Genomic DNA, 24,007 nt, shown 5'->3' with positions numbered 1-24,007 from the left:
CAGGGAGAGATTATGCTGCACAAAGGCAAGTTATTGGCCGCGCTCAACGCGAAAAAAGGACAATTCTCGCAGTTTGATGGCTCTTTCACCGAGCAGCTATTACTCTATCAACACGCCCTTGAAAGCCTTCATGAGCGTTATACATCCAGCAATCAGCTTGAAAGGATGTTACCTCCTGAGGATAGCGGTATATCCTCCGCAGGTGCTCGTCCTACCATGGAGTTTGATCACTGGCTGGCAAATATCACCGAACAGGATTATCACGGTCCGGTTTTTCCCTTTGGACGGGAATTCCATACCCATGAACAATCCCGACTGTGGGCCGAATGTATTGAAGGGATTACAACGATTGCGGTTGATGGCAGCCAGTTGATGCCCTGGCGCGACGCCTCAATTCCTGTTGGTCTGGTCCAGGTTGGCTTCTTTGTTAATCCTCATTCGCGCAGCAAACCCTATACTAAAGATGTGCGCATGGATGTGCTGGCCCCCGAAGAGCTCATGGAAGAGGTTCACGACGATTCAGATGATCCCGATAGCTATCCCTATTCTGAGATGCAGGTAACACAGCGCCGTTATCTGCTCGAAGTTGAGACGCTCTGCTCACTTATGCAGCAGTATGCGGCTGTGCGCAGCGATGATGATCCATTATACAGTCCGGTCGTCTTCTTTGATGGCTCACTGGTCGTCTCCTTCGCCCTCACCATGCCCAACCCCTATCGCCAGCGCTACATCGACGCTGCTATCTCTTTGCTGCGGACCTCTGAGGAATTGCGCGTGCCATTGATCGGCTATATTGATACCAGCTATGCTCGCGATATGATTACCATGTTGCGGCGGCTGGATGCGACCACATCCCAACCCGTCTTGCGCGATACCAGGAAAATACACGATGCCCTGCTCTGGAAGGGACATCTCCACTGGGGGGATCGCACACCTGCCATGATCTGTGCTCGTAACGACGTTCTCGCCAGCTATGGCTCCTATCACAACAGCATCGCCTTCTGTTATTTGCAAACCTCTGGCACCCGGCCACCGACGCGCCTCGAGTTTCCGCGTTGGATGATCGATGATGGCATTCTCGAACCCGTATTAGATGTAGTGCGCGCTGAAATTATTGCTGGCAATGGCTATCCCTACGCCATTGAGACCGCCGATGCCGTCTCGGTCATCTCCATGCAAGACCGCAACGAATTCTATGGCCACTTCCAGGCTTTTATGGAGCATCAGGGAGTCAAATTCAATTACTCAACCAAAGCCTTGAGCAAGAATCGCCGCCGCTGACCTTGAAAATGGATGTAGTGAGTGGAAAATGGACGATCCAGCATGTGCAATGGCCGGGGAATCTTCGCAAAAAGTATGTTATACTTATGAGAGTATTGATCTGTATCCGTTCACTAGATAGAAGTTATAGCGAAGAATTTGTCATATGTCACGCTCAACAACACACACTTTTACCTGTCCCTGTGGACAACCATTTTCCGGTCAGGCGTATGAATATGTAAATGCCGCAGAAGATCCACACCTGCGCTATGTCGTGCTGGCAGGTTTAATCAATGTGGCGACCTGTCCCAATTGTGGGAGAAGGGCTGCTATTTCGACGCCATTTGTCTATTCCGATCCAGCCTATAAAATTCTGGCCTATGTACATCCACGCGCCGATGCTCCTGAGGATGCGCGTATATTGATCCTCGAAAAGTTGCGCGACGTATACATGGATGCGAGCAAGGTGCGTGATCAGCAAAGTAATAAAGATGAGAATAACAATGGCGGACGTGTCGTCTCGCTGACCCCTTCCGAGGCGAAAGATATGCCTCCTTTGAAGGTGGTCTTTGGGATCGAGCAGTTAGGTGAGGTGATTGGCGCTGTTTTGTCGCCAGAAGATCGCCTTGGTCGTCTGGCCTTGAGTACGCAGAGCCGGAATGAGGCGGAACGCGGACAATTCCATGATATTACACGCAAACTCGCAACCGAAATGGGATGCTGTATCGAGGTGGAAGATCAACCCGATGAATATACCGTCTGGGTCCATGGATCTCGCCGTCAGGTAGGCGCTTTAATGCGTGAATTGGCAACACGAGGGTAATATGATCACCATTGGCATTCTGACCATTAGCGATGGAGCAGCCCGCCATGAACGCCAGGATATCAGCGGCGAACGTATCCGGGAATTAGTCGCTCGACTCCCGGACTCAGCTGTCCATTCTCAGAGGATTGTTCCCGATGAGCAGGATCAGATTGTCAGCACCCTGCTCCAATGGAGCGATGAGCAACATCTGAATCTGATTCTGACCACAGGTGGTACTGGTCTTGCTCCACGCGATGTCACTCCTGAAGCGACAAACACTGTCATTGAACGGGAGGCACCGGGGATTGCTGAGGCATTACGTGCCATTAGCCTGCAATATACGCCTATGGCGATGCTTTCCCGTGGCGTAGCTGGCGTACGTGGGCATACTCTGATTATTAATCTGCCAGGGAGCCCCAAGGCAGTGCAGGAATGCCTCGAATATGTCCTGCCCGTATTGCCACATGCCATCAATCTACTTATTGATGGCCCCAGGGAGCATTAGCCTTCATGGGTGTCACAGCAACTAGCTACTCTCATTATACCGAACATACCGATAATGTTTTTACTCTAAGCTGGTCGCCCGCCGGCACACGTATCGCCTCCGGTGGACGCGATAATACCGTACGTATCTGGGAACCTGAGAGCGGGCATACTATCTACACTTTTCGCACACATCAAGCCTGCATACTTGCCCTGGACTGGTCGCCGGATGCATGCTATCTCGCCAGCGGTGATCTGAATGGGATCATTTATGTCTGGGAGGCAAGCACTGGTCGTGTCGTGACAACCTATCGCGGTCATCAACGCTTTGTACATAGCATCTCCTGGTCACCTGATGGACATACCATCGCTTCAGGAGGCGACTTTGGCGATAATACCGTACAGATCTGGGATGCCTTGAGCGGCCAGCATATCTATACTCACCGTAGCCAGTATCGTATCTTTGCCGCACCCTGGTCGCCGGATGGCAGTCGTATTGCCTCCGCCAGCTTTGATAACGTCGTACAAATCTGGCTCCCAATCGAAGCACCTCCACCACTTACCTATACACACCACACTGGACCCGTCTATACGTTGGGCTGGTCGCCTGATGGTATCCATATGGCTTCCGCCGGTCAGGATACCCGGGCGCATATCTGGGATGCTACGACGGGGCGCCTGCTGCATGTCTATCCCCAGCATACGCGAGCTATCAAAGCTCTCGCCTGGTCGCCCGATGGAACCGCAATCGCCTCCGGTGGCGACGATACAATTCTACGCATCTGGTCCGCCTCTGATCCAGACACCACCTATCTGGCCCTCTCAGATCTTCATCAGGCCTGGATACGAGCACTGGACTGGTCCCCTACCCATCCTCTGCTCGCCTCCACCAGCCAAAAAACAATCCACCTCACAACAATCCAGCTATAGGGTGAATGCAGGGTGCAGAGGTGGCAGGCATGCCGGGGGCATGACAGTCCTTGCCATTATTCCCTTCCCCCATCACCCGGAAGGATAAAGAGCCGAAAAATGTCCTGTTCAGACAGTTTTTGCATCCAATTCCATCAGACATACGTAGTAAATGAAGTGTTGGATGGCTGAGCAAAAGTAGTATTGGGAAGATTAGTCTGAAAGGAATTTGTATGACAACATATCAGACACCACTTATCGTAGGTATTTTTCAAGCAGAGAATCCTGCCAGGCAGGCAGTTGATACCTTGCGTACCCTTGGCTTACGCTATGATCAGGTCGGGGTAGCTATCAATTCATCCAGCCATGCGACCTCTGATTTACAATCTGACCTGGAAAAACTTGGCATGCCTGAAGAGCAGGCAAGCTATTACAATAATGCCTATAAATCCGGGAAAATCGTTGTTTCTATTCGCCCTGATGGCCGCGAGCAAGAGGTCAGTGAAATTTTACAGAGCAATGGTGCTTATTCTTTTGAGCAGGACACTCCTGCTGCTGCTGAAAGCAATCAGCCGGGCAATGTTGAAGAACCTGTTACTGATGCAACCGCTGAACCTACAAACTCAACCGTCGCAGATGAGCAGCCAGTTCAAGAAGAAGCTAACTCCGCAACAGCCACAGCCGACTCTGCCGACCATAATTAATAGCCCTCATCCTGGAGGCCATCCTTTTATGGTGAGGCTGTCCCGCGCCGCAGGAGTACTGGCCCCCGGGATGAACGTACTAGCGTTATAATAAGATCTCATCATCCCAAAGATCTTTGCTCGCTTTTCCAACACTCGTGTATGTGTTATCAATATGCATCTCTGCTCATCTTCCGAGCCTCACCGTGAGGACGAGGTCTACACAAACCTATCCCCAGGGATTTTTTTTAACATTCTCTTAACCTCTGCATAAGATATTTTTAACCGAACAGTGATAATTTTGAAGCAGCGTGCCTATTAAGGAGGAAGAATGGAACCGCAACAATTTCATAGTGGCGATAAACAACCACAATCTGAGAGCAACGCCGCGACCCGGACAAAAATCAGTGCTGATACGGCTATTCAAGAGGTTGTGGAGGAAAAAAATGAGCATATGGGTCACTTCGATCCTACTCAAACGTTAAATGTGCGTTCTCCACTTAAAATCGATGTTAAAAATGCGAATTTCTTTTATGGCTCGAAGCAGGCATTGTATGATATCTCCTTGCCAATTCGCGACCGTCAGGTTACTGCGTTAATTGGACCTTCTGGTTGCGGCAAATCAACCTTTTTACGCAGCTTGAATCGCATGAACGACTTGATTCCCGGCACGCGCATTCAGGGGCAGGCTCTCTTCAGTGGAGCCAATATTTATGACAAAAAGACCGACGTGGTGTTGCTACGCCAGCGTATCGGGATGGTTTTCCAGCGTGCCAATCCTTTTCAAAAATCGATATATGATAATATTGCATATGGATTGCGTGTTCAGGGAAAGTCAAGGAAACATATTCAGGAGCGTGTCGAATATAGCTTGCGTGGAGCTGCGCTCTGGGATGAAGTGAAGGATCGTTTGCATACTTCCGCTCTGAGTCTCTCGGGTGGTCAACAGCAGCGTCTATGTATTGCGCGTGCCCTGGCCATTGAGCCTGAAGTGCTTTTAATGGATGAACCTTGCTCAGCTCTGGACCCGATTGCGACCCTGAAGATTGAAGAACTGATTACTGAGCTTGTCAAAGAGTATACTGTTGTAATAGTGACACATAATATGCAACAGGCAGCGCGTGTCTCGCACTTTACTGGCTTTTTCTTAAGTGGCAAATTGATAGAGTATGCTCCAACTGTTCAGCTATTTGAACGTCCACAACAGAGAGCTACCGAAGATTATATCAGCGGCCGCTTCGGTTAGTATATAATGAAATTTTTATGGAGTCTGAAGCACTGATCTGATCTATATTGTCCTGACAGGGGAGATGACCGTGGTACGTCGAATATTGGTAGTTGATGACGAAGATATTTTGCTCGAAACCATTACCTATAATCTGGAACAGGCGGGCTATCGAGTTGTTACGGCGTCCAATGGCTTGAGTGCCCTGGATGAAGCCCGGCGCGAGCCACCAGATCTTGTGGTGCTGGATGTAATGCTGCCCGGTATGGATGGATTGGAAGTATGCCGCCAGTTACGCCGTCAGGATGCGACTGCGACCACTCCGATCGTTATGTTGACAGCTAAAGGGGATGAGATTGATAAAGTAGTGGGGCTTGAGGTTGGTGCTGATGATTATATTACGAAACCCTTTGGACGCCGTGAGCTGTTAGCGCGTGTCCGTGCCCTCTTACGACGCGCGGATTATCCCAATGGGGCCGAGGAACAGCCACGCGAACGCCAACCCCCATCCAAACGCAATGAACTGGTTGTTGGCGATCTGCATGTCAATCTATCAGGCAGGCAAGTGACGATTCGTGGACAGATGATTGACCTGCAGCCAAAGCAATATGACTTGCTTATCTATCTGGCTCGCAATCATGGAACCGTCCTGACGCGTGATCAATTGTTACAGCACGTCTGGGGCTATGATTATGTGGGAGATACGCGTACCGTTGATGTCCATATCCGCTGGTTACGTGAAAAGCTCGAACTAGATCCTGCCAGCCCCAAACTCCTGCAAACCGTGCGTGGCGTAGGCTATGTCTTCCGTGGCTAACCCCACCAACCTCGTAGCGCCACCCTTCACGGACAATACCGCTAAAATAACGAGAATTATGATGGACAGACCGGGATTGGCGAGAATGATGGAAAACGTTCGTGCTGCACCTACACTTCCCTTCATGAATTCTCTTGTTGAAGCGTTATTGCCCGTGAATAGTGGTTCCTACGTTGGCTTTCAGGATTTAGTTTCGGCCAGAGCCTGCAGCAGATGCTCATAGACAATATCCAGGTGTTCTGGCATGACTTTGACATCCCCGATCACTGGCATGAAGTTCGTATCTCCATTCCAGCGTGGGACCACATGATAATGAACATGTTCCGCGAAGCCAGCACCCGCAACTTTTCCCATGTTGATGCCCATATTAAAGCCATCGGGTTTCATCGCCAGTTTTAAGGCCCGTAAGGCCCACTGTGCCTGCGCCATCATATCCGCCAGCGTCTCCGCGCTTAATAGATCAAGCGCGCCAGTATGCTGGTAGGGCGCAATCATAAGATGACCGTTGCTATACGGATAGAGATTCAACATCATAAAACAATGCTCGCCACGGTGTAAGATATGATACTTCCGATCATCGCGTGCGGCTGGTTGGGTACAAAAGATACAACCTGGCGGTGGAGGATCTTTGGGATCGATAAACGCCATACGCCAGGGTGCCCATAAATTATCCATGCTATTATGGCCTCAAATTGTGTAGAATAGCGCTTCTGCACCACATCAGTAAGATAGTTACTGTGTGCGTGAAGCTAATCCTCGTAGCTAGTATTAGCGCACAGAGAGACTGCACACAGTATATCATTATTGTGCTGAGAACTACGCCACGCTTTTCTGCCGGATATCCCTTTTAATACGAGGATCTGCTCACACGAGCAGGAAGCGTAGCAATTTTATAATGGAAGGATGTTGCCTGGTGAACCGGCGTGCATACTCAATAGAGTTAGCTGGTGATGTGGAATATTAGGATCTACCAGTTGCATCATTGAGGGTAGCGGTGTCACAGGAGTCTGTGTATTCTACCCAATCATTTGCCCAGACGTGAATTGCATCAGTCACTGGTTTCAGCGCATAGCCCTTTTCAGTTAACTGATATTCAATCCGCACAGGAATCTGTGGGTAAACGACACGTTTAACGATACCTTCCATCTCTAATTCGCGTAGCCGATCGCTTAAAACGCGGTCTGACAGACCTTCGACAAGCGAGGTTAATTCGCAAAAGCGTCGAGGACCTTGCATGAGCGCGTTTAATAACAATCCAGTCCAGCGTTTGCAAATCACCTGCACCGCATGCTCATAACGAGGACATGAAGCAGTCAGGGAAGCGGCTTGTATTGTTTGTTCTGTTGGCTTGGTCGCCATAAATACGCTGCCTACCATTTCCTATTCTGCTATTCTGGGGTTCACAGAATAGAGATATCTTTATCAGCTTACGACCTATTAATTGAAGTGATTATCAGTATACCATGTTTTTTATTCTAAGGCAAGAAACGTAACGTGTAAAAAGTAAGTCCCCCTATGTAGGAACAACAGCGGGATCGTTAAAGATGCCTCCCTTACCTGAGGTCCAGAACGTCAAGCAGGGGTAGGGGAATGGTCTGGAAATGCTACAAGGAATCCTGTACAAGAAAATAGAGAAAGAGTACAATACAGACAATATGAGAGAATGGAAGAAAAAATATGCTTGATGTCGCCCTATGCGTTCACTTTGATACTTTTCAGCTTAATATAGCCTTTACTGCTCAGACAGGTCAGACTACCATTCTTTTAGGCGAGAGTGGAGCCGGTAAGAGTACCGTTTTGCGTTTGCTGGCGGGATTACAACTACCTGAGCAGGGTCACATTATTTTAGATAATGTTCCTTATTATGATAGCACACGGCATATTGTGATTCCACCTCAAGCGCGGCCATTTGGTTATGTCTTTCAGGATTATGTTCTATTTCCTCATTTAACCGTCTTTGAAAATATCGCCTTTGGCTTGCGGGCCCAACATTTGCCACGTTCTATTATCCGTCAGCGTACTGGCGAGGCATTGGAGCGAGTCCGGCTTGGCGAACTGGCATCTCGTCTGCCTGCGCAGCTTTCGGGTGGACAGCAGCAACGGGTGGCTATCGCGCGCGCCCTGGCACTACGTCCTCAGCTCTTACTGCTTGATGAGCCGCTTGCCGCATTAGATGTCCAGACCAGACGTGAGGTCCGTCAGGAATTGCGCCAGTTGCTGCGCGAAATCGCCGTTACAACCCTCTTCGTAACTCACCACTATCTGGATGGATTGCTCTTCGGTGATCAGATCCTGGTGATGGATCATGGTCAACTGATCCAGCAGGGAGCGCAGCGCGAGTTACGTGAATATCCACGTTCCACCTATATCGCTGAATTAGTAGGTGTCAATTTCTTGCGGGGCCGTATTATACACTATGAAAATCCCACAACCTGCATCATTCAATTGCCACATGGCGCTACAGGAGGCGCATCGACAACCGTGGTAGCTACCCTGAAGGATCGTGCCGAGATGGGAACAGCATTGCCTGAACGCGAACAAGAAGTATTTGTGGTCATTGATCCACGCAGTATCACCTTGCATCAGACGCCACCCGAAGGATCAGCCCGCAATATTTTTCAGGGAAGCATCATACATATTCTCCAGGTAGGAACCAGCAATGGCAGCCACGAAGGGATTGTGCGGGTCAGTATCCAACTTCAGCAAAGTGATGCTCCTCTGACCGCTGAGATTACTGAGGCGTCCGCGCTACGTATGGGACTGAGCGAACAACAAACAATCTACGCGACCTTCAAAGCCTCAGAAGCCAATGCATATCTCTAAATTTTAGGAAGTATGCCCCCGACTCCCATCGTTTCCATGACTTTCACGCATGTATTTTCACATTTGAGGTGCCCAAAAACAGTTATTCCGTGTTGCACAAAAAGTCCGAAAAACTTTTTTGTGTAACACGGAATAATGTCGCAGGCGCGTCAGCATCTGCCTGGCGCTCTAATCGTGTACTGTTTCGCGTTCCCACTGGCAGGTCGGTGGGATAATCTGTTGCAGGGACTCGGCCAGCGTATCTAAATTCTTGATATCATCGCGATAGACGGCCCAGGCTTTTGCCTTCTGACCTGGTTCAGTCACTTTGCGATAGACATTGATGCTGATACGTTTGCCATTGGGGAAAAATTCCTCTTTAATGCGTGGAATATCCTCCCACTTCAAATCAATTGTCTCGCCTCGACCGGTCGTGCGCACCAGAGAAGTCGGAGTGAGCGTAATCGTAAAAGAAACAGGAGCCACCAGACGGAGATAATACGCGAAGCCAGCCACAAACAGGATAGCCGCGATTGTACTACCGATGACTGAAGCATCGTTGCGGTTCGCATGCTGGTAGACTGCGATCCATAAGATCAGTGCAACGATAGCAATGAGTCCGATAATAGTCACAACACGTTTAAATAGACTTAATCCTGGCCCAATAAAGACCTGTTCTTGCGCGACTGAAGATGATGCCATGTAAAGCTCTCCAAAAATCTTACCAATTCCTATTGTGTATTGTAGCAATGGCAGACGAATCGTGCAATGTATCAATCATATGCATCAGGGTGTTCCAATGTTCATGCGCAGGGCAGGGCAGGGCAGGACGTCAGGTCCAACGTATGCGGAAGAGCGCGGAAAGCCATACCTCCAACGGCCATTGGCGCGTCTTCGGGGTGAAGTTTGCGTGCGACTCTACTGTAGAACGGTGGCGGCTACGTTGGCTTTTGTCGCCGTCGCAGGAGGCAAACAAGAGGAGGATGCCAACATCGGTACTGTCCAATACGGAACGCACCGATGTTGGTAATTAATATGGTGGTAAAGTTACACGGTCATTTCAGAGTGCTGGGATGTGTGCTGTTAGAAAATGCTCTTGGTGAGCGTGGCTAAAAACTCTGTGTTATTGCTGGTCTTGGTCATATGTTGAAGCAATGCTTCCGTTGCCTCTAAGCTGCTCTTGCCACTCTGCTGATCTGCCAGGGTGGAGAACATACGACGCATAACCACAATCGAACGCAGAGTTTTATCATCGAGGAGTAGTTCTTCGCGGCGTGTACTGGAGCGAGCAATATCGATGGCTGGGAAGACGCGGCGTTCAGCCAACTTGCGATCCAGCAACAGTTCCATATTGCCGGTACCTTTAAACTCTTCATAGATCACGTCATCCATGCGGCTACCAGTGTCTACCAGGGCTGTCGCGATGATAGTTAAGCTACCACCTTCTTCGATCTTACGAGCGGCACCGAAGAAACGCTTGGGTGGAATGAGGGCGCTGGGATCAAGACCGCCGGAGAGGGTACGACCGCTGGGCTGAACTGCCAGGTTATAGGCACGGCTCAAACGGGTAATACTATCCAGCAGGATCACGACATCGCGGCCACCTTCAACCAGACGTTTCGCGCGTTCAAGCACCATCTCTGCCACCCGTGTATGCGCCTCAGTTGGCTCATCAAAGGTTGAGCTGATCACTTCAGCTCTCACCGAGCGCTTCATGTCTGTCACTTCTTCAGGACGCTCACCGATCAATGCAATCATCAAATGGGTGTCACTATAATTTTCGGTAATGGAATTGGCGATAGACTTCAGGAGGAGGGTTTTACCGGCTTTGGGGGGAGAAACAATCAAACCACGTTGTCCGCGTCCAATGGGGGCTACCAGATTGACCAGTCGTCCCGAGATATTGGAAGAACCTGTTTCCAGATTAAACATCTCACGCGGGAAAATCGGCGTCAGGTTATCGAAATGAGGGCGCCGTTTAGCGATCTCCGGGTCTACCCCATTGATGGCCTCAACGCGCAGGAGTCCGTAATATTTCTCGTTATCTTTGGGCGGGCGCACCTGACCAAAGACCATGTCACCTGTGCGCAAGCCAAATCGGCGAATTTGGGATTGCGAAACATAGACATCCATGTTGCCTGGTAGGAAGCGTTCCTGGCGTAGGAAGCCGAATCCATCCTCTACGATTTCCAATACTCCCGCGCTAAAAATGTTACCTTGTTGCTCGGTATTGGCTTGTAGAAGTCTGAAAACGAGGTCCTGTTTCTTGAGGATGCTATAACCAGAGAGTTCGAGGTCGCGAGCGATATCGCGTAACTCTGTGATGGTTTTCGTTTCTAACTCAGCTATGTTCACGTTGTGTAAGGGCGCAGCAGACACTTGAGGAAAACGCCCTTTCTCCTTTCTGCGGTTGAACCAGGATGGTTAATGGTGGGAATTTCATATTTCGGGTCATGTTGAAAATATTACCCTGCTTGAAAGACTTGGTCATAGGTGGCTTGATGGTTATTAAAGAGGTGCCAGCCGTATGCCAGAGATGCTGTACAACACGCATACCTCAGGTGGGAACCTGTGAGTTATCTGCTTAGCGTAGTACGTATCCCTAGAGTTAGCTAGAATATACCACAGGCACTAAGGGATGTCAAGTGTGGCACCTGCATCTTCTTCTGTTTCTACAAAGCAACGAAAATGCCTGTTTTTTTGGAATGCATTCTACTTGCTTTTTCGGTGTGGGGAGCGATTGATATCCCGAATCCCCGCCCAACCAGCCGCCCGTTGCATATCATAGAATGAATACCAGTACTTGTCAATCCATTCGTTGCAACAGCGCAGGTATTCGCCCAATTCGCGCTTCTCTAATTCACGATCGACGACGCGGTTGGCGTGTGGATGTTGGTAGAGACGCGGGAGCGGTGAGCCAAAGCCATGAATATAATGCACCAATTCATGTGCGATAGTCGTGATGATGACATACTCAGGCACCTGGAACGATTGTAGAAGCGTATTGATCCCAATGAATGTCTCCGTATTATCCACAGAGAGGCGGATCAATCCCAGGCGTGCTTTCCAGGGATAGCAATAATCAATGGTGACTTCATTGACGAAAAAGCTATCGGTAAAATACACTTGCCAGATCCACTGCAAATATCCTGTCAGGTTGTATCTATCAGTAGGTCGTCCATGCAAGACAGACTCATGCATGAGTACAGAGGGTAGCATGTGGGGACTCCTTATAAAAAATAGAAAAAAATAGCGCTCTACTCTTACCATTGAGCATGCGAATACGGCTTGTAGTTGTTGGCATAGCTACAATTTTTGACTCGCGAATTCAGTATACCAGCGGCTCTGGAATGTTCTGTACATCCCCATTTTTCACTCTTTGCTGTTATCGGCAGCACTGCCTGCAGCCTGAAGATCTCTCGTTTGCCGTGCCTGGACCGATGATAAAGAGTAGACCTTACCCGCGTCAGGTGCTCAAGCATTAATTCCTGCTGGCAATAGGATTAGATTTTCCTTAATCGCTGCTATGCGAGCTCAAAACAGGTCATCTGACCCATGTATTTTTGTCTTACTTCCGCTATTATTCATCGTGTAGAGAATAGATTACTAAGGAGGTAGGTAGAGGCATGAATGCGACATTGTGTATCAACACTGATACAGCCCTGGATATATGTCCACCAGTCACGGCAACAGATGACCGCTATGCGACGCAACCAATGGGTATTGTGCTCCCCAAACCACTACCTATCAATGAGGAGGCTTTACATGCCTCCTTTGATGAGGCACTGAGCGAGCGCATTATGGCAGAGCATAGTCATCTAAGTGATCTCACGCTGCGTACAGTACAGTCCCGGCCGCTGTACAAGACGGAACCATTGATCCAGGCACAGACCGGTCCACAGACGGAGCCATTGTCCTATTTATTTGAGAATTCATCTCCGCGTCAGCGCTGGCAACAATGGATTATCTTCTTTGGTCTGGCCTTAATGTTTGTGCTGATTGGCTTCGATATCATGGGTTTATTGGTTTTACATATGCGCTAAGAGGGCCGTAAAAGACTGTTATTATTTCTGAGACGGCTCCTCTTACTTCCCCATCTCATCCCTCTCTCTCTAGCAAATTCCTCTTCCCAGCGTCTGTGCTCGGCTTTGTACATTTTTAGGTTTTTGAGCCTGCGAAAAAGGGCCAGTGCGACGCATTTTCGAGCTCATGTTTTCAAAATTGTACAAACTCAAGCTGTGAATGTGTCAGACTCCCAGTACCATCGGGATCTTGCTACACACTAAAAAGATGTTTGAGCACCGCAGGTGCAAAAACTCATGTACAGAGACTGTGGAGACCACGGGAGGCTGACACTCTCTAGGAGAATGTGTCAGATTCTCCTACACGTTGCGTGTAGCATCTAAATAGGGCTTGAATGCGTGATAAAATGGGGATCATGATACTTATAAGGTGTGTAATTCGTATATTACTTGAAAGGAGGGAATGTGCAAAGTCGCCCAAGAAGACCACAATTTGCGGCGCGACCAGAGGCAAGTTCCGCCCATGTGACTTCAGCCATTGGGATGGAAGAGACATTTGGTCGTTCACGCGCACGACGCACATCACTCTTTACGCGGACCTTGCTATGGATCACTGGATTGGTCTGCATTGCCTTTCTACTCGCCACCTTCGCGCAGGCGTGGTCAAATGATCATTTTATTGCCCAGGTTCACAAGGAACAGCAAAATCTGGAACAGGTACAGGCAAAGCACACGCAACTTCAGCATGCGGCCCAACATTATCAAGATCCAGCCGTGGTTGAAAGTGAAGCACGAGAAGAACTTGGCTATATACGTCCCGGTGAACAACCTGTCGTGATCATGAATGGCGATCAGCCACAGCCAGCACGAGCATCGTCCTCGACCCCTGCATCCTCGCATGCGGGCTACTGGAACGATTGGTGGCGTCTATTCTTTGGCATATCCAATTGAATAGCCGGTCAATATCTGTAAGTATAGTTGTTACTCTCTTTCACGATTTGTTAATAGCTTTGTTGTTTCAGGCGATCTGAATTTTTATCCATGCAGGGTCGATCCATAGTAGAAAAAGTCCGCTGGGATTCATAACCTGGTTTGTATCACTTTGTAGACTGGGCTGGTCGTGCCCGGTGCCTCGGTGGTAAGAAGGTCATAGGACCGTTCAAATTCCTTGACAGCATATGTATGATAAAAGTATAACGTAAGTAGACTTAAGTTATACAAAAAACATAATAGGGATATAAAATGAATCTGAGGCGTGCTCGCAACATTATAATGTTTATTCAGCTCCATTTCTGGTTGGAGCTGCTTAATCTTTTTTTAGACAGAGCACGTTTCGCTGTGTAATAGATGATTACCAGAAGCGGAACGTATACAGCGTTCCGCTTCTTTTTTTTATTATAATGGCCCTGACTTTATCGGCAGAAGCAGCTACGATAGCTTTATCTGTGAGTGTGGAGAAATATCTTCTTCTCAGGCGATGTAGCCCATAGGAACAACATCTGTTTGTTCTCTTGCTAAGAGCGTATACAGAGAGACAGTGAAGTGTGGAACGAACAATACGGTCCTCACATGCAGAAGAAACAAACCTGATCTATGGAATTATATACCATCTTTTCTCAACTTTTGATCTGCATTCTCGTGTCAATCGGGGTAGCGCTCCTCTCATGTGGTATCGATGGTGATCCACTGTGATCTTCGGTGGCTGGCTTATCGCTAACCACCGAAGTGGACCATAAAATCAGGCCAGACCAGTGGGCAATGTAGAGATGGGATATGGTTGAGTGTCAGAATCAAGTGGCATTTTCTGCTGTCGCCAGTAGATCTGACTGGGATCACACATACCACCAATGAACTCGGAACTTTCTTTTGAAGGAAAGTTGACTGTAGTTTTGATGTTGAGTAGGAGTAGTTATTATGAGTACACAGTCTCCAGTATCGCAACAAACCTCGCTCGCGGAACGCACGCCCGCCCAACAGGCGGAGGTCTATGTGCAGCAACATTTAGAGCGTTATCTCCATGAGCTAAGTGATGTTTGTGCCATCGACTCCGGCACCTATTACAAAGCGGGTATAGATGAAGTCGCGTGCTATTTTGCGGGACGCATGCGTGGTCTGGGTATGGATGTGACAATCGTCGAAAATGAAACCTGGGGCAATGATATCTATGGCGTGCTACGGGGCACAGGTAAAGGGATTATCGTGTTGCTTGGTCATATGGACACTGTCTATCCGGTGGGCATAGCTGCAGCGCGCCCTGTGCGTATTGATGGGAATAGAATTTATGGACCTGGCGTGATTGATATGAAAGGCTGCATCCTCGCGGCCATTTATGCTCTGGAAGCGTTACAATTTATTCACTATCAGGACTTTGCTGAAATTCGTTTTCTATGTGTCTCTGATGAAGAAATAAGTGATCGCCATAGTACAAATCTCATTGAAACGGTCTGTAAGGGATGTCATGCTGCGCTTGTGTTAGAGGCGGCGCGTGAAAATGGGGATATGGTGAGCGCGCGCAAAGGCGGAGCCTGGTATAAATTGAGTGCTTATGGTCATTCAGCGCATGCGGGCGTCGAGCCAGAAAAAGGCTCAAATGCAATCGTTGAACTTGCCCATCAGATCTTACAATTGCAGGACTTCAATGGCTGGCGTTCAGGTCTGACTATTAATACCGGACGTATCAATGGTGGTACTGCAACCAATGTAGTACCTGACTATGCGGAAGCCTTTATTGATGTGCGCTTCGCCAGCAATCAGGATCGTGCTGATCTCGAACACCGCTGGTATGAGTTGTTACAAGATAAATGTATTCCAGGGGTTGAATTAACGTTGGAGACCGATCCCGATGATCGCGATCCTATGCTCTGCACGCCAGAAAATCTCCATATGGCCCAATGGGCGCAGGAAATTGCCAATCAACTGGGCTTTGCCGTCAATCATGCGCCCACTGGTGGCATCTCTGATGCCAACTATGCCTCTGGCTTTGGCTATCCCGCCCTTGACGGCCTGGGACCGGTAGGAGGCCTGGATCATAGTCCCAATGAATACATGGAAAAAGATAGCATCGCTCCTCGTACCGCCCTGCTGGCAGGTTTGATCGCGGCGATTGGGGCAAACATGTGCTAGCGACGTGCTGTAACATGCAATACCGCTAAAATAACAGGAATGAGGGCTCATAGCGACAAAGAGAAAGCGGGCTCCGCACCCAGGTGCGAAGCCCGCTTTCTCTTTGTCGCTACGTTTGTCTTCACAAACTGTTCAGCAATTATGCGCGAATTTCTTCGAGCATGGACAGGTTGATGAACAGATCGCAACTCTGGCGGAGAGTGGCGGACATGGCTTCGTCAAAGGCCGCAACCTCAACGCGAACGCCATGGTCAGAACAGTAATCCAGCATGGGCATGAAATCACTATCGCCACTGACCAGTACGACGCAATCAACGGCCCCACCGTCAACCAGACGTACCACATCCATACAGAGGTCCAGGTCCAGGTCGGCTTTCTTGGCACCACTGGAGAATGTTTTATAGTTTTTGGTGGTGATACGATAGCCCAGGCCTTTCACCGCCTGTAAGAACATCTGCTCATCGCTGACCTGTGGGCTGGTTGGACAATATGCATGAGCACGAACCAGGCGGCGATTGCCGCGCAGGAAGTCCAGCAGTTTGCCAAAGTCTACACCCATGCGCAGTGTGCGCGCCGAGTAGAGCAGGTTAGCAACGTCGACGAAAACGCCAACACGTTCCGTAGAAGGGAAGGGCGGCAAGGTCACCGAGACATTAGTTGGTGCCTGATTGGCACGGCGGAATTCAGCCACCATGCGATCTGTCTGTGTCTGTAATGCCTGTGCGACAACGTTCGCAAATTGATTGATCGCGGCTGTCGAGAAACCACTCTCGGCAGGACGCGATGCTGAATAAAGCGCGGGGGTTGGCGTTGTACGTGCTTCGGCTCGTGTATTACGGCCATCGCGCATCACAACGCTACCGCGAGCAGGAGAGGGCTCCGGCCCCATAAATGGTCCAGTCACATCATTTCCTTGATTCATCTGGCTGACAGTGTAGCCAGAAACAATGTTATACATTTGATTGTCATTATCCTGTGCCGTCACCGGGGTACGCGGATGCTGTACGGCCATTGGCACGGGCGCAGGTGTCGGCGTCGGCGTCGGTGTCGGTGGTACAACTGGTGACTCATTGACACTGTTTGTCGCAGGTACTGAATGAGCAACCGTGCTGTTTGTGCCAGAGCGATGGCGACGGCGACGGCGAGAGCTCGCTTTTTGCAATTCGGAATATTCCAATGGTGGCAATTCTTCAGGGGGAACATCCTTTTTCGTGGTAGCAGCCACCGATTCTACTACCGGTGCAGATGCCTCTGTCTCTTGAGTTGGAGCTGCATTCTGCTGCTCCTTCTGGTTATGACGACGACGCCCATGTTCTACTGGTGTTGCGACAGGCGTGGCCTCGGGTTCCTGCGGAGCATTCTGCTGCTTTTTGTTGCTCTGTACCTCAACCGGCTGATTGATCGCATTGGCGGTACCATTTGAGGATGACTCAGGTGTCTGTTTCGCTTCCTCAACACGGTTGTTTACTGAAGCTGCAAGGCGTTTCTCTTCAAGTTTTTGCGTTGGACTGGGTGTCTGTGTTTGCGCCGCGCGGATGACCGTTGGCGTGTGATGGGTCGGGCTGCTAGAACCATTGACATCAGATGTCGCTGCAGTCGCAGGGCGATCAAAACGATAGCGACGAGCGGGACGTGGTGTTGGCTCAGCAGTAGGCTCAATCACGGGTTCAGCGTTTGTCTCTGGAGCTGTTGCTTCTTCAGTTGCCGCCTGAATCAGATCTTCACGTACATGTCTGCCAATTCCATGGCGGGGTAAACGTAAGCGGGAGGCGGGTCGTAAGAGTGGTGAAACTGGTCGCACGGCAGGTTTAGCCTCTTGCGACTCGGCCTCATGCTGCACTTCTTTCTGTTCAGCTTCGCGTCGGGCATGACCGAAGCGTGTTTGATGTTTCTGTGGCTCATTTGTGCCAGGATTCTTTTCTGTGGCGGATGTTTCGGTAGACTCAATCAACTCAGGTTTCTCCTGGTTTTCTGAACTAGCAAGGTTAGCGGCTACCGATGACAGAAGTGAGAATGCCTCGGCCTGTGTATCTCGTAATGTTGCATGTAAGGCGGCTTCAGCCTGACGAAACTCGGCGATGAAATCTGTAAATGGCCGCACTTCTTCTGCTTTTGTATCGATAAGGGCCGCTTCTTCTACATATGGGAAGGTTGTTGCAGGAATGGAATTCTGTTCAGGTTCTTGTAAGCTTTCCTGCGCAGTTGGATTTTCCGCAGCGGGTGATACCTCAGGCAATTCTGCCTGTACTGGCCGCGCATTCTGCGCGCCCTGAATATCCTGATCCTCTGTTTGATCGGCAGGGATGGTAGCATTTTCGGCTACAGGTGCCTCGTTGGTCTGTGTCGTGGAAGGTTCTGCTTCCTCAGATGTGGCCTCGACAGATGCCGATGTATCTGTATCCACGGAACTGGCTTCCTCAACATGAGCGAAAGAAACAGTGGTTGCTTCCTCTTCTACAGACGCTTGGACAGGCTCCTGTGTATCAGGAACCTCTTCAGGTGTTACAGAGGATTGTTCAGTCTCTTGCTCGGCATGCGTGGATACCTCTTCGGTACTTGTCTCAGGCTCACTATGGGTGTGTATCGTCTCCTCAGCGTGCGCGGGCTCCTCAGAATTTGCCGTAGGCTCAGACTCGCTGTCACTGTGGGCTGAAGCGGATTGCTCTGCCTCAGAAGAGGAGGGAATGGCATCGTTTTCTGTATGGAAAAGAGACGCGGAGGAATGATCCGGCTCTTGTGCGTTTTCTGCATGGACATCGGTTATGTTTGACTCTGTATCTGAAGTTGAAACCTCAGAACGTGTCGTTTCTTCCGCTGTTTCTTCTTGTTCTGGTGTCGCATCAGCGTCAGCAGGGGATTCTGAAGTGGTGGCCTCCTGTTGTTTAACAGGAGGAGTCTGATCCTCAGAAGAAGAGGCACCCGCTTCGACAGCATCCTTTACGGATGAATCGGTTTCAGATGCAGCGGAGGTAGTCGTCGTTTCATTTTCGGGAGCAGATGTAATTTCTACGACGGATGCATCAACGTCGTTATGCTCATCATGTGAATGTTGCGTTGTCACTAAGATCTCCAGTCTCAGTCGCTACAAACCGGGGGCGCAGGTCACTCTGATCGAATTCAATTGACTGAAGACAGTTGGGCGAATATGTGTTTTCAAACCTTAACCAACTTACTGCCGATGCACATTTCTCATGGGCGGGTTTTACAAGAGATCTTGTTCTGGCGAATTGTCACAATTCCGCCCCATCATTATCTTCGGCTGTCTTTTCACTCTGCGCTCAGCTACACAATCCCGGTCTGGGCTTGCCTTTGTCAATGCCATTGCTGTCTGAATCTTGTTGTACACCACCAGTGAATGGCAGAAGGCCAGTGGTCACAAAATGAACGTCGGAAGCAATTGCTTCAAGCGACGTAAACACTGCTGGCATATGGCGGTTATTCATCCTGGTATTCTGTTGTTGACACACTCTCTGGTTCTTCGTTCTTGCGGCTGACAATTATGACACCACAGAACAATCATGCGTCCACGGCATTCAAAGTGTGAATTGGCCGTTGGCATGGCGAATGTCCAGACACCTGGGACGGGATAAGAGTCTCATAGCCAGTAAGTAGGCACGTTTCGGGCGAGCCGGCAATCCCATTTTTAGCCCCGCACTCACTACCTGATTGTTCAGTGCGAGCTACGGCATAGCTGACCTCAAGTGAGTGAGCCAATACTGCTAAGTAGATGGATACCATTACCCCAGTTTGTTTATACGGAGCAGGCCAAAGTGAATCTTTAAAGGCCTGGATGCTGCAACGTATAAAAACACAAACCAGACGGATACTGCTCTTTGAGTAACGATCAAGCGTCGAGTTGGGAAATGCGGCCAGAGATTGTGGCGGCATCAGGGACGCAGGCCATCGCTCCTTCAAACGTGTCAAAAACGCTCACAAACCATACAAACAGTCCTCCCAGGCATAAGTCTCTTCATGTTGTCGGCCAGAACAGAAAAACATCAGTCCGGACGAGAACCTGATACCTATGAATATGCCAGGAGTGATATCCAGATGAATCTGTTGCCCTGATCTATGCTGGTCAGGATGACCCATCGCGGCGTAACCCCGATCCATTTGTATGTAGTTGTCCATTGCGAGATCAACTATTTGATAGATCGCCAGGTTCATTGCTCTATCGGTTTGCTAAACTACTCCTATTGTACCACACTAAGGCTCGATGGGACTAGTAGTTTGTCGCTATAGATTTGCCATGCTCAGCAATAATTATGTATTCTGGAGGAGATGTGCCCGATTTTCAAGGCCATTCAGTGCCGCTCTCGAGCCATTCAAGCCCTTCATAATGGACATTTACTTTTCGCTCGTGCCATCCAGAATATTTGATAGGCGAAATGCCTATTTGAGGATTTTTAAGCAGGATTGCTGCTCTGAACAACCCTGCTTAAGGTTGATGATCGTGCTATTATCCCGCCGCGTATATTCTCGCTGTGTCGAGATTGTGATGTCGATGTCAGGCAATGGCAGCTGGTTGGCGTGCGGCACGCTGTTCTTTATTCAGTAAATAGCGAGCCCAGTGATAGTAGGATTGCATGTTCCACATTTTGCCACCGGGAGCGCTGGTTCCCTTTTCGATGGTGGTGCGAATATCCTGGGCGGTTTGACCCTCAAACCAGGTTCTGCCACTGCCAATGGCACTCAGCATGTGGGCATCGCTATTTCCCAGTTCTGGGAGATGGTAGATGTCTCGATTGGTGCCCATTGCGATATAATTGGCGTAGATACCACAGAAGCTGGCGTTCCAGGTCTCGATACCATCCAACCAGACATCAGAGGAGGCGTGGATGCGATCCATGACGGCGCGCTGACAGCTATGGCGGAAGAAGCGATGTAAGGGATGTGCCACGACTGCTAACCCTCCTTGTTCATGGATTAAGTCAATGCTCCGCTCCATGCTTAAACCACGAGGAATCTGTTTTTCGATAAACAAGCCAAGCAGATGGCCTTCAGTGGTGGTTATCTCTTCTCCAACGACGAAATCAAAGCGATAAGAGCCTTTGGACCAGAGATCACGGGCACGCAGCGATCCTTCGATAACATCATGGTCAGTGAGCGCAATAACATTCAAGTCAGTATTATTCTGTACATGGGAGAGAATTTCTTCAATGGTGGCACAGCCATCGCTATAGGTACTGTGCATATGCAAGTCGGCCTTGCCATATTTGCCAGCGTTCTGTGCCTCTTCAATCGTCATACGGCTCCATTTTCCCAATCTCTCGGTTCCAGAAATTACTTTCTCAAGATCTGTTTGTCCTGGCTTGGGTGTGCTTGTGATCATTTTATTCCTTTGCTGCTGCCTGTATATGGCTGAGTACATAGACATACGCTTGCTGCTTTCCTGTTCTGGCAAGCTCCACTCGTCTACACAACCGCTTCCCTTGACATCCATTCCGGAGTCATTAGCTATCCAGCCCCCAGAAATCTGGTTTCATCTATACACTACCACAGGTACATTAAGCGTTTGAATTAAAGATTTGTAATATTTTTTACTAATTGTGTTAAGCTTTTATTTACTCTCGACGCCTGCCCACTAACCCTCTCACTCACGCTTACTGCCTGTCCCCGAGGATGGCTGTTAGTGAGTTACCGGTCGTGCTCCACTGCTTTGATTGCATACGGGCGAGGGAAAAAAGCTTTGCCACTACGAGCTGTATCCATGATGGCTGGTACGTGTCAGGTTCAGTCTTCCGATCCCATATCAGCCTCAATGAGAGCCGGGCCCGTCAGGAGCGGTTCTGCCAGGAAGCTGGGATCGATCAGACTTTCGAGACGCTGGATACAGAGTCGGAAACGCTGCTGATTGAGGGAACAATAGACCTGCCGACCGGCTCGTCGTGTTTGTATCAATCCCGCTCGTCGCAATTTGCGCAAATGCCATGAGACGAGGGGCTGACTGATATTCAATAGCGTAGTAATATCCATCACCGTAACTTCGTGGTTACGTGCCAGATGATAGATGATGGTTAAGCGAGCGATTCCGGATAACGCTTTCATCATTCGTTTAAGGTCGCGCCAGTCTTCCATGAATATCCTTATTTCTGGATAGCTACGAACAATACATAAAACTATATTTATATATTATGGTTTATGACCATAGAAGTCAAGGTAATGAGAAAGAAGGGAGGGGCATACAAAAAAAGTCCACTTCACAATCAGAAGTGGACTTTAGAGAATGGGTGACCAGGGACTCGAACCCTGAACCTAGCGATTAAGAGTCGCTTGCTCTACCATTGAGCTAGTCACCCGCGCCTTTCGTTCGGCAAAATGATAATAGCATACTGTCCCGTTCCCGTCAAGAGGGAAAAGTGATCAATTTTGAGGATGGGCGAAGCGCCACGGCGCTTCGCCCATCCTCAAAATTGATCGAGACCTGCTTAAGCTTCTTGTTGGTTGGGGGTATCTTCTGTGGGTGTTGGTATTTCATTTTCCGCAGGCTCAGTGGCGACTATGGGTTGCGTCTTTTGGGGGATGCCGTAGGTGGCTGCGACTTCTCCAACAGGTATGGGACGTGAACGACGGATGACCCAGTAGGTTAGTGGGAGCAGCAGGATAAAGACAACCAGGGATGTATATTGTGCCTGCTTGAGGCCAAGGTTTAGTCCAAAGAAGCTGACGACATCGTTGGCACGCGTAAAGAAGATCAGGAATTGTGAAATGGTATAGCTGAACAGGTAGACGAGCATGAGAATGCCGGGTCGTCTGACACGACGCGCTAAATAGAGCATGATGCCGAGGACAACTAGATTTATCAATAGTTCATAGCCAGCGGCAGGCTGGACGGGCACACCACAGGTGGCGGGATTGAGACAGGCCCAGCTATCGGGATGAACATAGACGGTTGACCAGGGCAGGGTGCTGGGATAGCCGATGATGTCGCCATTGATCAGATTGCCAATACGTCCAAAGATCTGTCCTGCGGCGGCAAAGAGCACTCCCGCATCGATCAGCACAAGAGGATTAATCCGCTCGACTCTGGCACGCCAGACCAGTGTGGGAATGACCAGAAAGATCGCACCATAGAAGGCCATGCCTCCTTCCCAGGTCGCCAGGATATGTTGCGGTTGTAAGAGATAGCCATCCACCAGATTAGGTTGTTGCAGGACAAAATAAAGGCGTCCACCGATCAACCCGGCGGCAATACACCACCAGACGATTCGATACACCATATCCTGATCGATACCTTTGCGCTCGGTGTATCCTTTGATGATCCATAATCCTACGACGATGGCAACGACATACATCAAGCCATACCAGCGTACCGCCAGTGGCCCGAGATGGAGCAGGACCGGATCGATATTAATGTAAATATAGGGCGGGCCGATGTGTAGCCAGCCACCGCTCAACAAATTGGCAAGTGGGAGAGTATTCAATTTGTAACTCCAGTTTAAAAACACTTCTTTCACGCTTAGCCTGTATGATAGTATGCATTACCCATACATGCAAGTAGTTAAGTGCCTATCCGAATAATCCAGCGGCTTCAGCACTGCCCATAGCTCATCCGAGACGCGAAACCTCGTCTTCGTTTCTGGCTTTCAGGTTCTCCTTGCAAGGGTCATCGGGCAGTTAAATCTCCTGCCTGAGCGGCGACAATCTGTTGTGATAATGCATCCATGGCATCCTGCAACCTTTATCTGTACTATTTTCTTGCTCTCATAAAGAAGACCCATATAGCGTACAAAAGGTTACCACCGATGTTCTTTGTACGAGTAGATGCTGGTATGCTCGTGTATAAGATAAGGTTTGTTAGTGGATTGTATATGGAGTACTTGATAGGCTGAAAACAGTGTTTTGGGCGTTCTTATAAGTGCTATGGATAAATGTGTA

At 49.3% G+C, this 24,007-nt stretch carries 21 protein-coding genes and 1 tRNA gene; 11 read left to right on the top strand and 11 right to left on the bottom strand.

Translation table 11 applies throughout. From position 1 onward, the window contains the following. Positions 1-12 precede the first annotated feature (12 nt). The 7 genes from F1593_RS00485 (at position 13) to F1593_RS00455 (ending at position 6,182) form a co-directional block, all read left to right on the top strand. Positions 13-1,281 carry a DNA double-strand break repair nuclease NurA gene (locus F1593_RS00485; RefSeq protein WP_149399206.1) on the top strand — a complete coding sequence of 423 codons (1,269 nt, stop codon included), beginning with the start codon at positions 13-15 and terminating at the stop codon, positions 1,279-1,281. A 145-nt stretch (positions 1,282-1,426) separates the two neighbouring features. After that, the gene (locus F1593_RS00480) at positions 1,427-2,083 is read left to right on the top strand and encodes a CpXC domain-containing protein (protein WP_149399204.1); all 657 of its coding nucleotides are present in this window, start codon (positions 1,427-1,429) and stop codon (positions 2,081-2,083) included. A gap of 1 nt (position 2,084) precedes the next feature. Further along, entirely contained in the window at positions 2,085-2,570 is a 486-nt protein-coding gene (gene mog / locus F1593_RS00475) for a molybdopterin adenylyltransferase (RefSeq protein ID WP_149399202.1), read from the top strand. A 5-nt stretch (positions 2,571-2,575) separates the two neighbouring features. Further along, the gene (locus F1593_RS00470) at positions 2,576-3,478 is read left to right on the top strand and encodes a WD40 repeat domain-containing protein (protein WP_149399200.1); all 903 of its coding nucleotides are present in this window, start codon (positions 2,576-2,578) and stop codon (positions 3,476-3,478) included. A gap of 212 nt (positions 3,479-3,690) precedes the next feature. Beyond that, positions 3,691-4,161 (top strand): hypothetical protein, encoded by a 471-nt coding sequence (locus F1593_RS00465; protein WP_149399198.1) that lies wholly within the window; start codon positions 3,691-3,693, stop codon positions 4,159-4,161. A gap of 433 nt (positions 4,162-4,594) precedes the next feature. Beyond that, a complete protein-coding gene (gene pstB / locus F1593_RS00460; RefSeq protein ID WP_149399474.1) occupies positions 4,595-5,386 on the top strand; it encodes a phosphate ABC transporter ATP-binding protein PstB in 792 nt (263 codons plus the stop codon). Positions 5,387-5,456: 70 nt separating this feature from the next. After that, a complete protein-coding gene (locus F1593_RS00455) occupies positions 5,457-6,182 on the top strand; it encodes a response regulator (RefSeq protein WP_172631750.1) in 726 nt (241 codons plus the stop codon). Positions 6,183-6,362: 180 nt separating this feature from the next. Here the strand turns inward: F1593_RS00455 and F1593_RS00450 are convergent, their stop codons facing one another. Both F1593_RS00450 and F1593_RS00445 read right to left on the bottom strand, forming a co-directional pair. After that, positions 6,363-6,857, bottom strand: coding sequence for an HIT family protein (locus F1593_RS00450; protein WP_149399193.1), 495 nt, complete (start codon positions 6,855-6,857; stop codon positions 6,363-6,365). 285 nt (positions 6,858-7,142) lie between these two features. Beyond that, positions 7,143-7,541, bottom strand: a complete 399-nt coding sequence (locus tag F1593_RS00445) for a winged helix-turn-helix transcriptional regulator (RefSeq protein WP_149399190.1) — start codon at positions 7,539-7,541, stop codon at positions 7,143-7,145. A gap of 318 nt (positions 7,542-7,859) precedes the next feature. Here F1593_RS00445 and F1593_RS00440 point away from each other — a divergent pair, with 318 nt between their 5' ends. Beyond that, positions 7,860-9,005, top strand: a complete 1,146-nt coding sequence (locus F1593_RS00440; protein ID WP_149399187.1) for an ABC transporter ATP-binding protein — start codon at positions 7,860-7,862, stop codon at positions 9,003-9,005. A 168-nt stretch (positions 9,006-9,173) separates the two neighbouring features. Here the strand turns inward: F1593_RS00440 and F1593_RS00435 are convergent, their stop codons facing one another. From F1593_RS00435 to F1593_RS00425, 3 genes are all read right to left on the bottom strand, one after another. Continuing rightward, entirely contained in the window at positions 9,174-9,686 is a 513-nt protein-coding gene (locus tag F1593_RS00435) for a hypothetical protein (RefSeq protein WP_149399185.1), read from the bottom strand. A 381-nt stretch (positions 9,687-10,067) separates the two neighbouring features. Next, positions 10,068-11,339, bottom strand: a complete 1,272-nt coding sequence (gene rho / locus F1593_RS00430; RefSeq protein WP_149399472.1) for a transcription termination factor Rho — start codon at positions 11,337-11,339, stop codon at positions 10,068-10,070. A 357-nt stretch (positions 11,340-11,696) separates the two neighbouring features. Beyond that, entirely contained in the window at positions 11,697-12,203 is a 507-nt protein-coding gene (locus tag F1593_RS00425) for a hypothetical protein (protein ID WP_149399183.1), read from the bottom strand. Between the two features lie 407 nt (positions 12,204-12,610). Between F1593_RS00425 and F1593_RS00420 the strand changes: the two genes are divergently transcribed. The 3 genes from F1593_RS00420 (at position 12,611) to F1593_RS00410 (ending at position 16,129) form a co-directional block, all read left to right on the top strand. Next, the gene (locus F1593_RS00420) at positions 12,611-13,027 is read left to right on the top strand and encodes a hypothetical protein (RefSeq protein ID WP_149399181.1); all 417 of its coding nucleotides are present in this window, start codon (positions 12,611-12,613) and stop codon (positions 13,025-13,027) included. A gap of 444 nt (positions 13,028-13,471) precedes the next feature. After that, the gene (locus F1593_RS00415; RefSeq protein WP_149399179.1) at positions 13,472-13,957 is read left to right on the top strand and encodes an FtsB family cell division protein; all 486 of its coding nucleotides are present in this window, start codon (positions 13,472-13,474) and stop codon (positions 13,955-13,957) included. Between the two features lie 963 nt (positions 13,958-14,920). After that, on the top strand, positions 14,921-16,129 hold the full coding sequence (locus F1593_RS00410) for a M20 family metallopeptidase (RefSeq protein WP_149399177.1): 1,209 nt from the start codon (positions 14,921-14,923) through the stop codon (positions 16,127-16,129). A 139-nt stretch (positions 16,130-16,268) separates the two neighbouring features. On the opposite strand, the gene F1593_RS00405 is transcribed toward F1593_RS00410, so the two are convergent. The 6 genes from F1593_RS00405 to lgt form a co-directional block, all read right to left on the bottom strand. Continuing rightward, positions 16,269-19,190, bottom strand: a complete 2,922-nt coding sequence (locus tag F1593_RS00405) for an NYN domain-containing protein (RefSeq protein WP_149399175.1) — start codon at positions 19,188-19,190, stop codon at positions 16,269-16,271. A 217-nt stretch (positions 19,191-19,407) separates the two neighbouring features. Then, positions 19,408-19,596 carry a hypothetical protein gene (locus F1593_RS00400; RefSeq protein WP_149399173.1) on the bottom strand — a complete coding sequence of 63 codons (189 nt, stop codon included), beginning with the start codon at positions 19,594-19,596 and terminating at the stop codon, positions 19,408-19,410. A gap of 1,040 nt (positions 19,597-20,636) precedes the next feature. Next, the gene (locus F1593_RS00395) at positions 20,637-21,461 is read right to left on the bottom strand and encodes a PHP-associated domain-containing protein (protein ID WP_172631748.1); all 825 of its coding nucleotides are present in this window, start codon (positions 21,459-21,461) and stop codon (positions 20,637-20,639) included. Between the two features lie 401 nt (positions 21,462-21,862). Beyond that, entirely contained in the window at positions 21,863-22,207 is a 345-nt protein-coding gene (locus tag F1593_RS00390) for an ArsR/SmtB family transcription factor (RefSeq protein WP_149399169.1), read from the bottom strand. Positions 22,208-22,356: 149 nt separating this feature from the next. Continuing rightward, positions 22,357-22,428: transfer RNA gene (locus F1593_RS00385), tRNA-Lys, on the bottom strand. A 129-nt stretch (positions 22,429-22,557) separates the two neighbouring features. Beyond that, positions 22,558-23,553, bottom strand: coding sequence for a prolipoprotein diacylglyceryl transferase (lgt, locus tag F1593_RS00380; RefSeq protein ID WP_149399167.1), 996 nt, complete (start codon positions 23,551-23,553; stop codon positions 22,558-22,560). Between the last annotated feature and the right edge of the window lie 454 nt (positions 23,554-24,007).

Source organism: Dictyobacter arantiisoli, from assembly GCF_008326305.1.
Classification (GTDB): domain Bacteria; phylum Chloroflexota; class Ktedonobacteria; order Ktedonobacterales; family Ktedonobacteraceae; genus Dictyobacter; species Dictyobacter arantiisoli.
This window is presented reverse-complemented; position numbering and strand designations above follow the sequence as displayed.

Bases quoted from the DNA above. Each gene is read 5' to 3' on its own strand.
- F1593_RS00485 (WP_149399206.1), top strand. From the start codon at position 13: ATGCTGCACAAAGGCAAGTTATTGGCCGCGCTCAACGCGAAAAAAGGA.
- F1593_RS00480 (WP_149399204.1), top strand. From the start codon at position 1,427: ATGTCACGCTCAACAACACACACTTTTACCTGTCCCTGTGGACAACCA.
- mog (WP_149399202.1), top strand. From the start codon at position 2,085: ATGATCACCATTGGCATTCTGACCATTAGCGATGGAGCAGCCCGCCAT.
- F1593_RS00470 (WP_149399200.1), top strand. From the start codon at position 2,576: ATGGGTGTCACAGCAACTAGCTACTCTCATTATACCGAACATACCGAT.
- F1593_RS00465 (WP_149399198.1), top strand. From the start codon at position 3,691: ATGACAACATATCAGACACCACTTATCGTAGGTATTTTTCAAGCAGAG.
- pstB (WP_149399474.1), top strand. From the start codon at position 4,595: ATGGGTCACTTCGATCCTACTCAAACGTTAAATGTGCGTTCTCCACTT.
- F1593_RS00450 (WP_149399193.1), bottom strand. From the start codon at position 6,857: ATGGATAATTTATGGGCACCCTGGCGTATGGCGTTTATCGATCCCAAA.
- F1593_RS00445 (WP_149399190.1), bottom strand. From the start codon at position 7,541: ATGGCGACCAAGCCAACAGAACAAACAATACAAGCCGCTTCCCTGACT.
- F1593_RS00440 (WP_149399187.1), top strand. From the start codon at position 7,860: ATGCTTGATGTCGCCCTATGCGTTCACTTTGATACTTTTCAGCTTAAT.
- F1593_RS00435 (WP_149399185.1), bottom strand. From the start codon at position 9,686: ATGGCATCATCTTCAGTCGCGCAAGAACAGGTCTTTATTGGGCCAGGA.
- F1593_RS00425 (WP_149399183.1), bottom strand. From the start codon at position 12,203: ATGCTACCCTCTGTACTCATGCATGAGTCTGTCTTGCATGGACGACCT.
- F1593_RS00420 (WP_149399181.1), top strand. From the start codon at position 12,611: ATGAATGCGACATTGTGTATCAACACTGATACAGCCCTGGATATATGT.
- F1593_RS00410 (WP_149399177.1), top strand. From the start codon at position 14,921: ATGAGTACACAGTCTCCAGTATCGCAACAAACCTCGCTCGCGGAACGC.
- F1593_RS00395 (WP_172631748.1), bottom strand. From the start codon at position 21,461: ATGATCACAAGCACACCCAAGCCAGGACAAACAGATCTTGAGAAAGTA.
- F1593_RS00390 (WP_149399169.1), bottom strand. From the start codon at position 22,207: ATGGAAGACTGGCGCGACCTTAAACGAATGATGAAAGCGTTATCCGGA.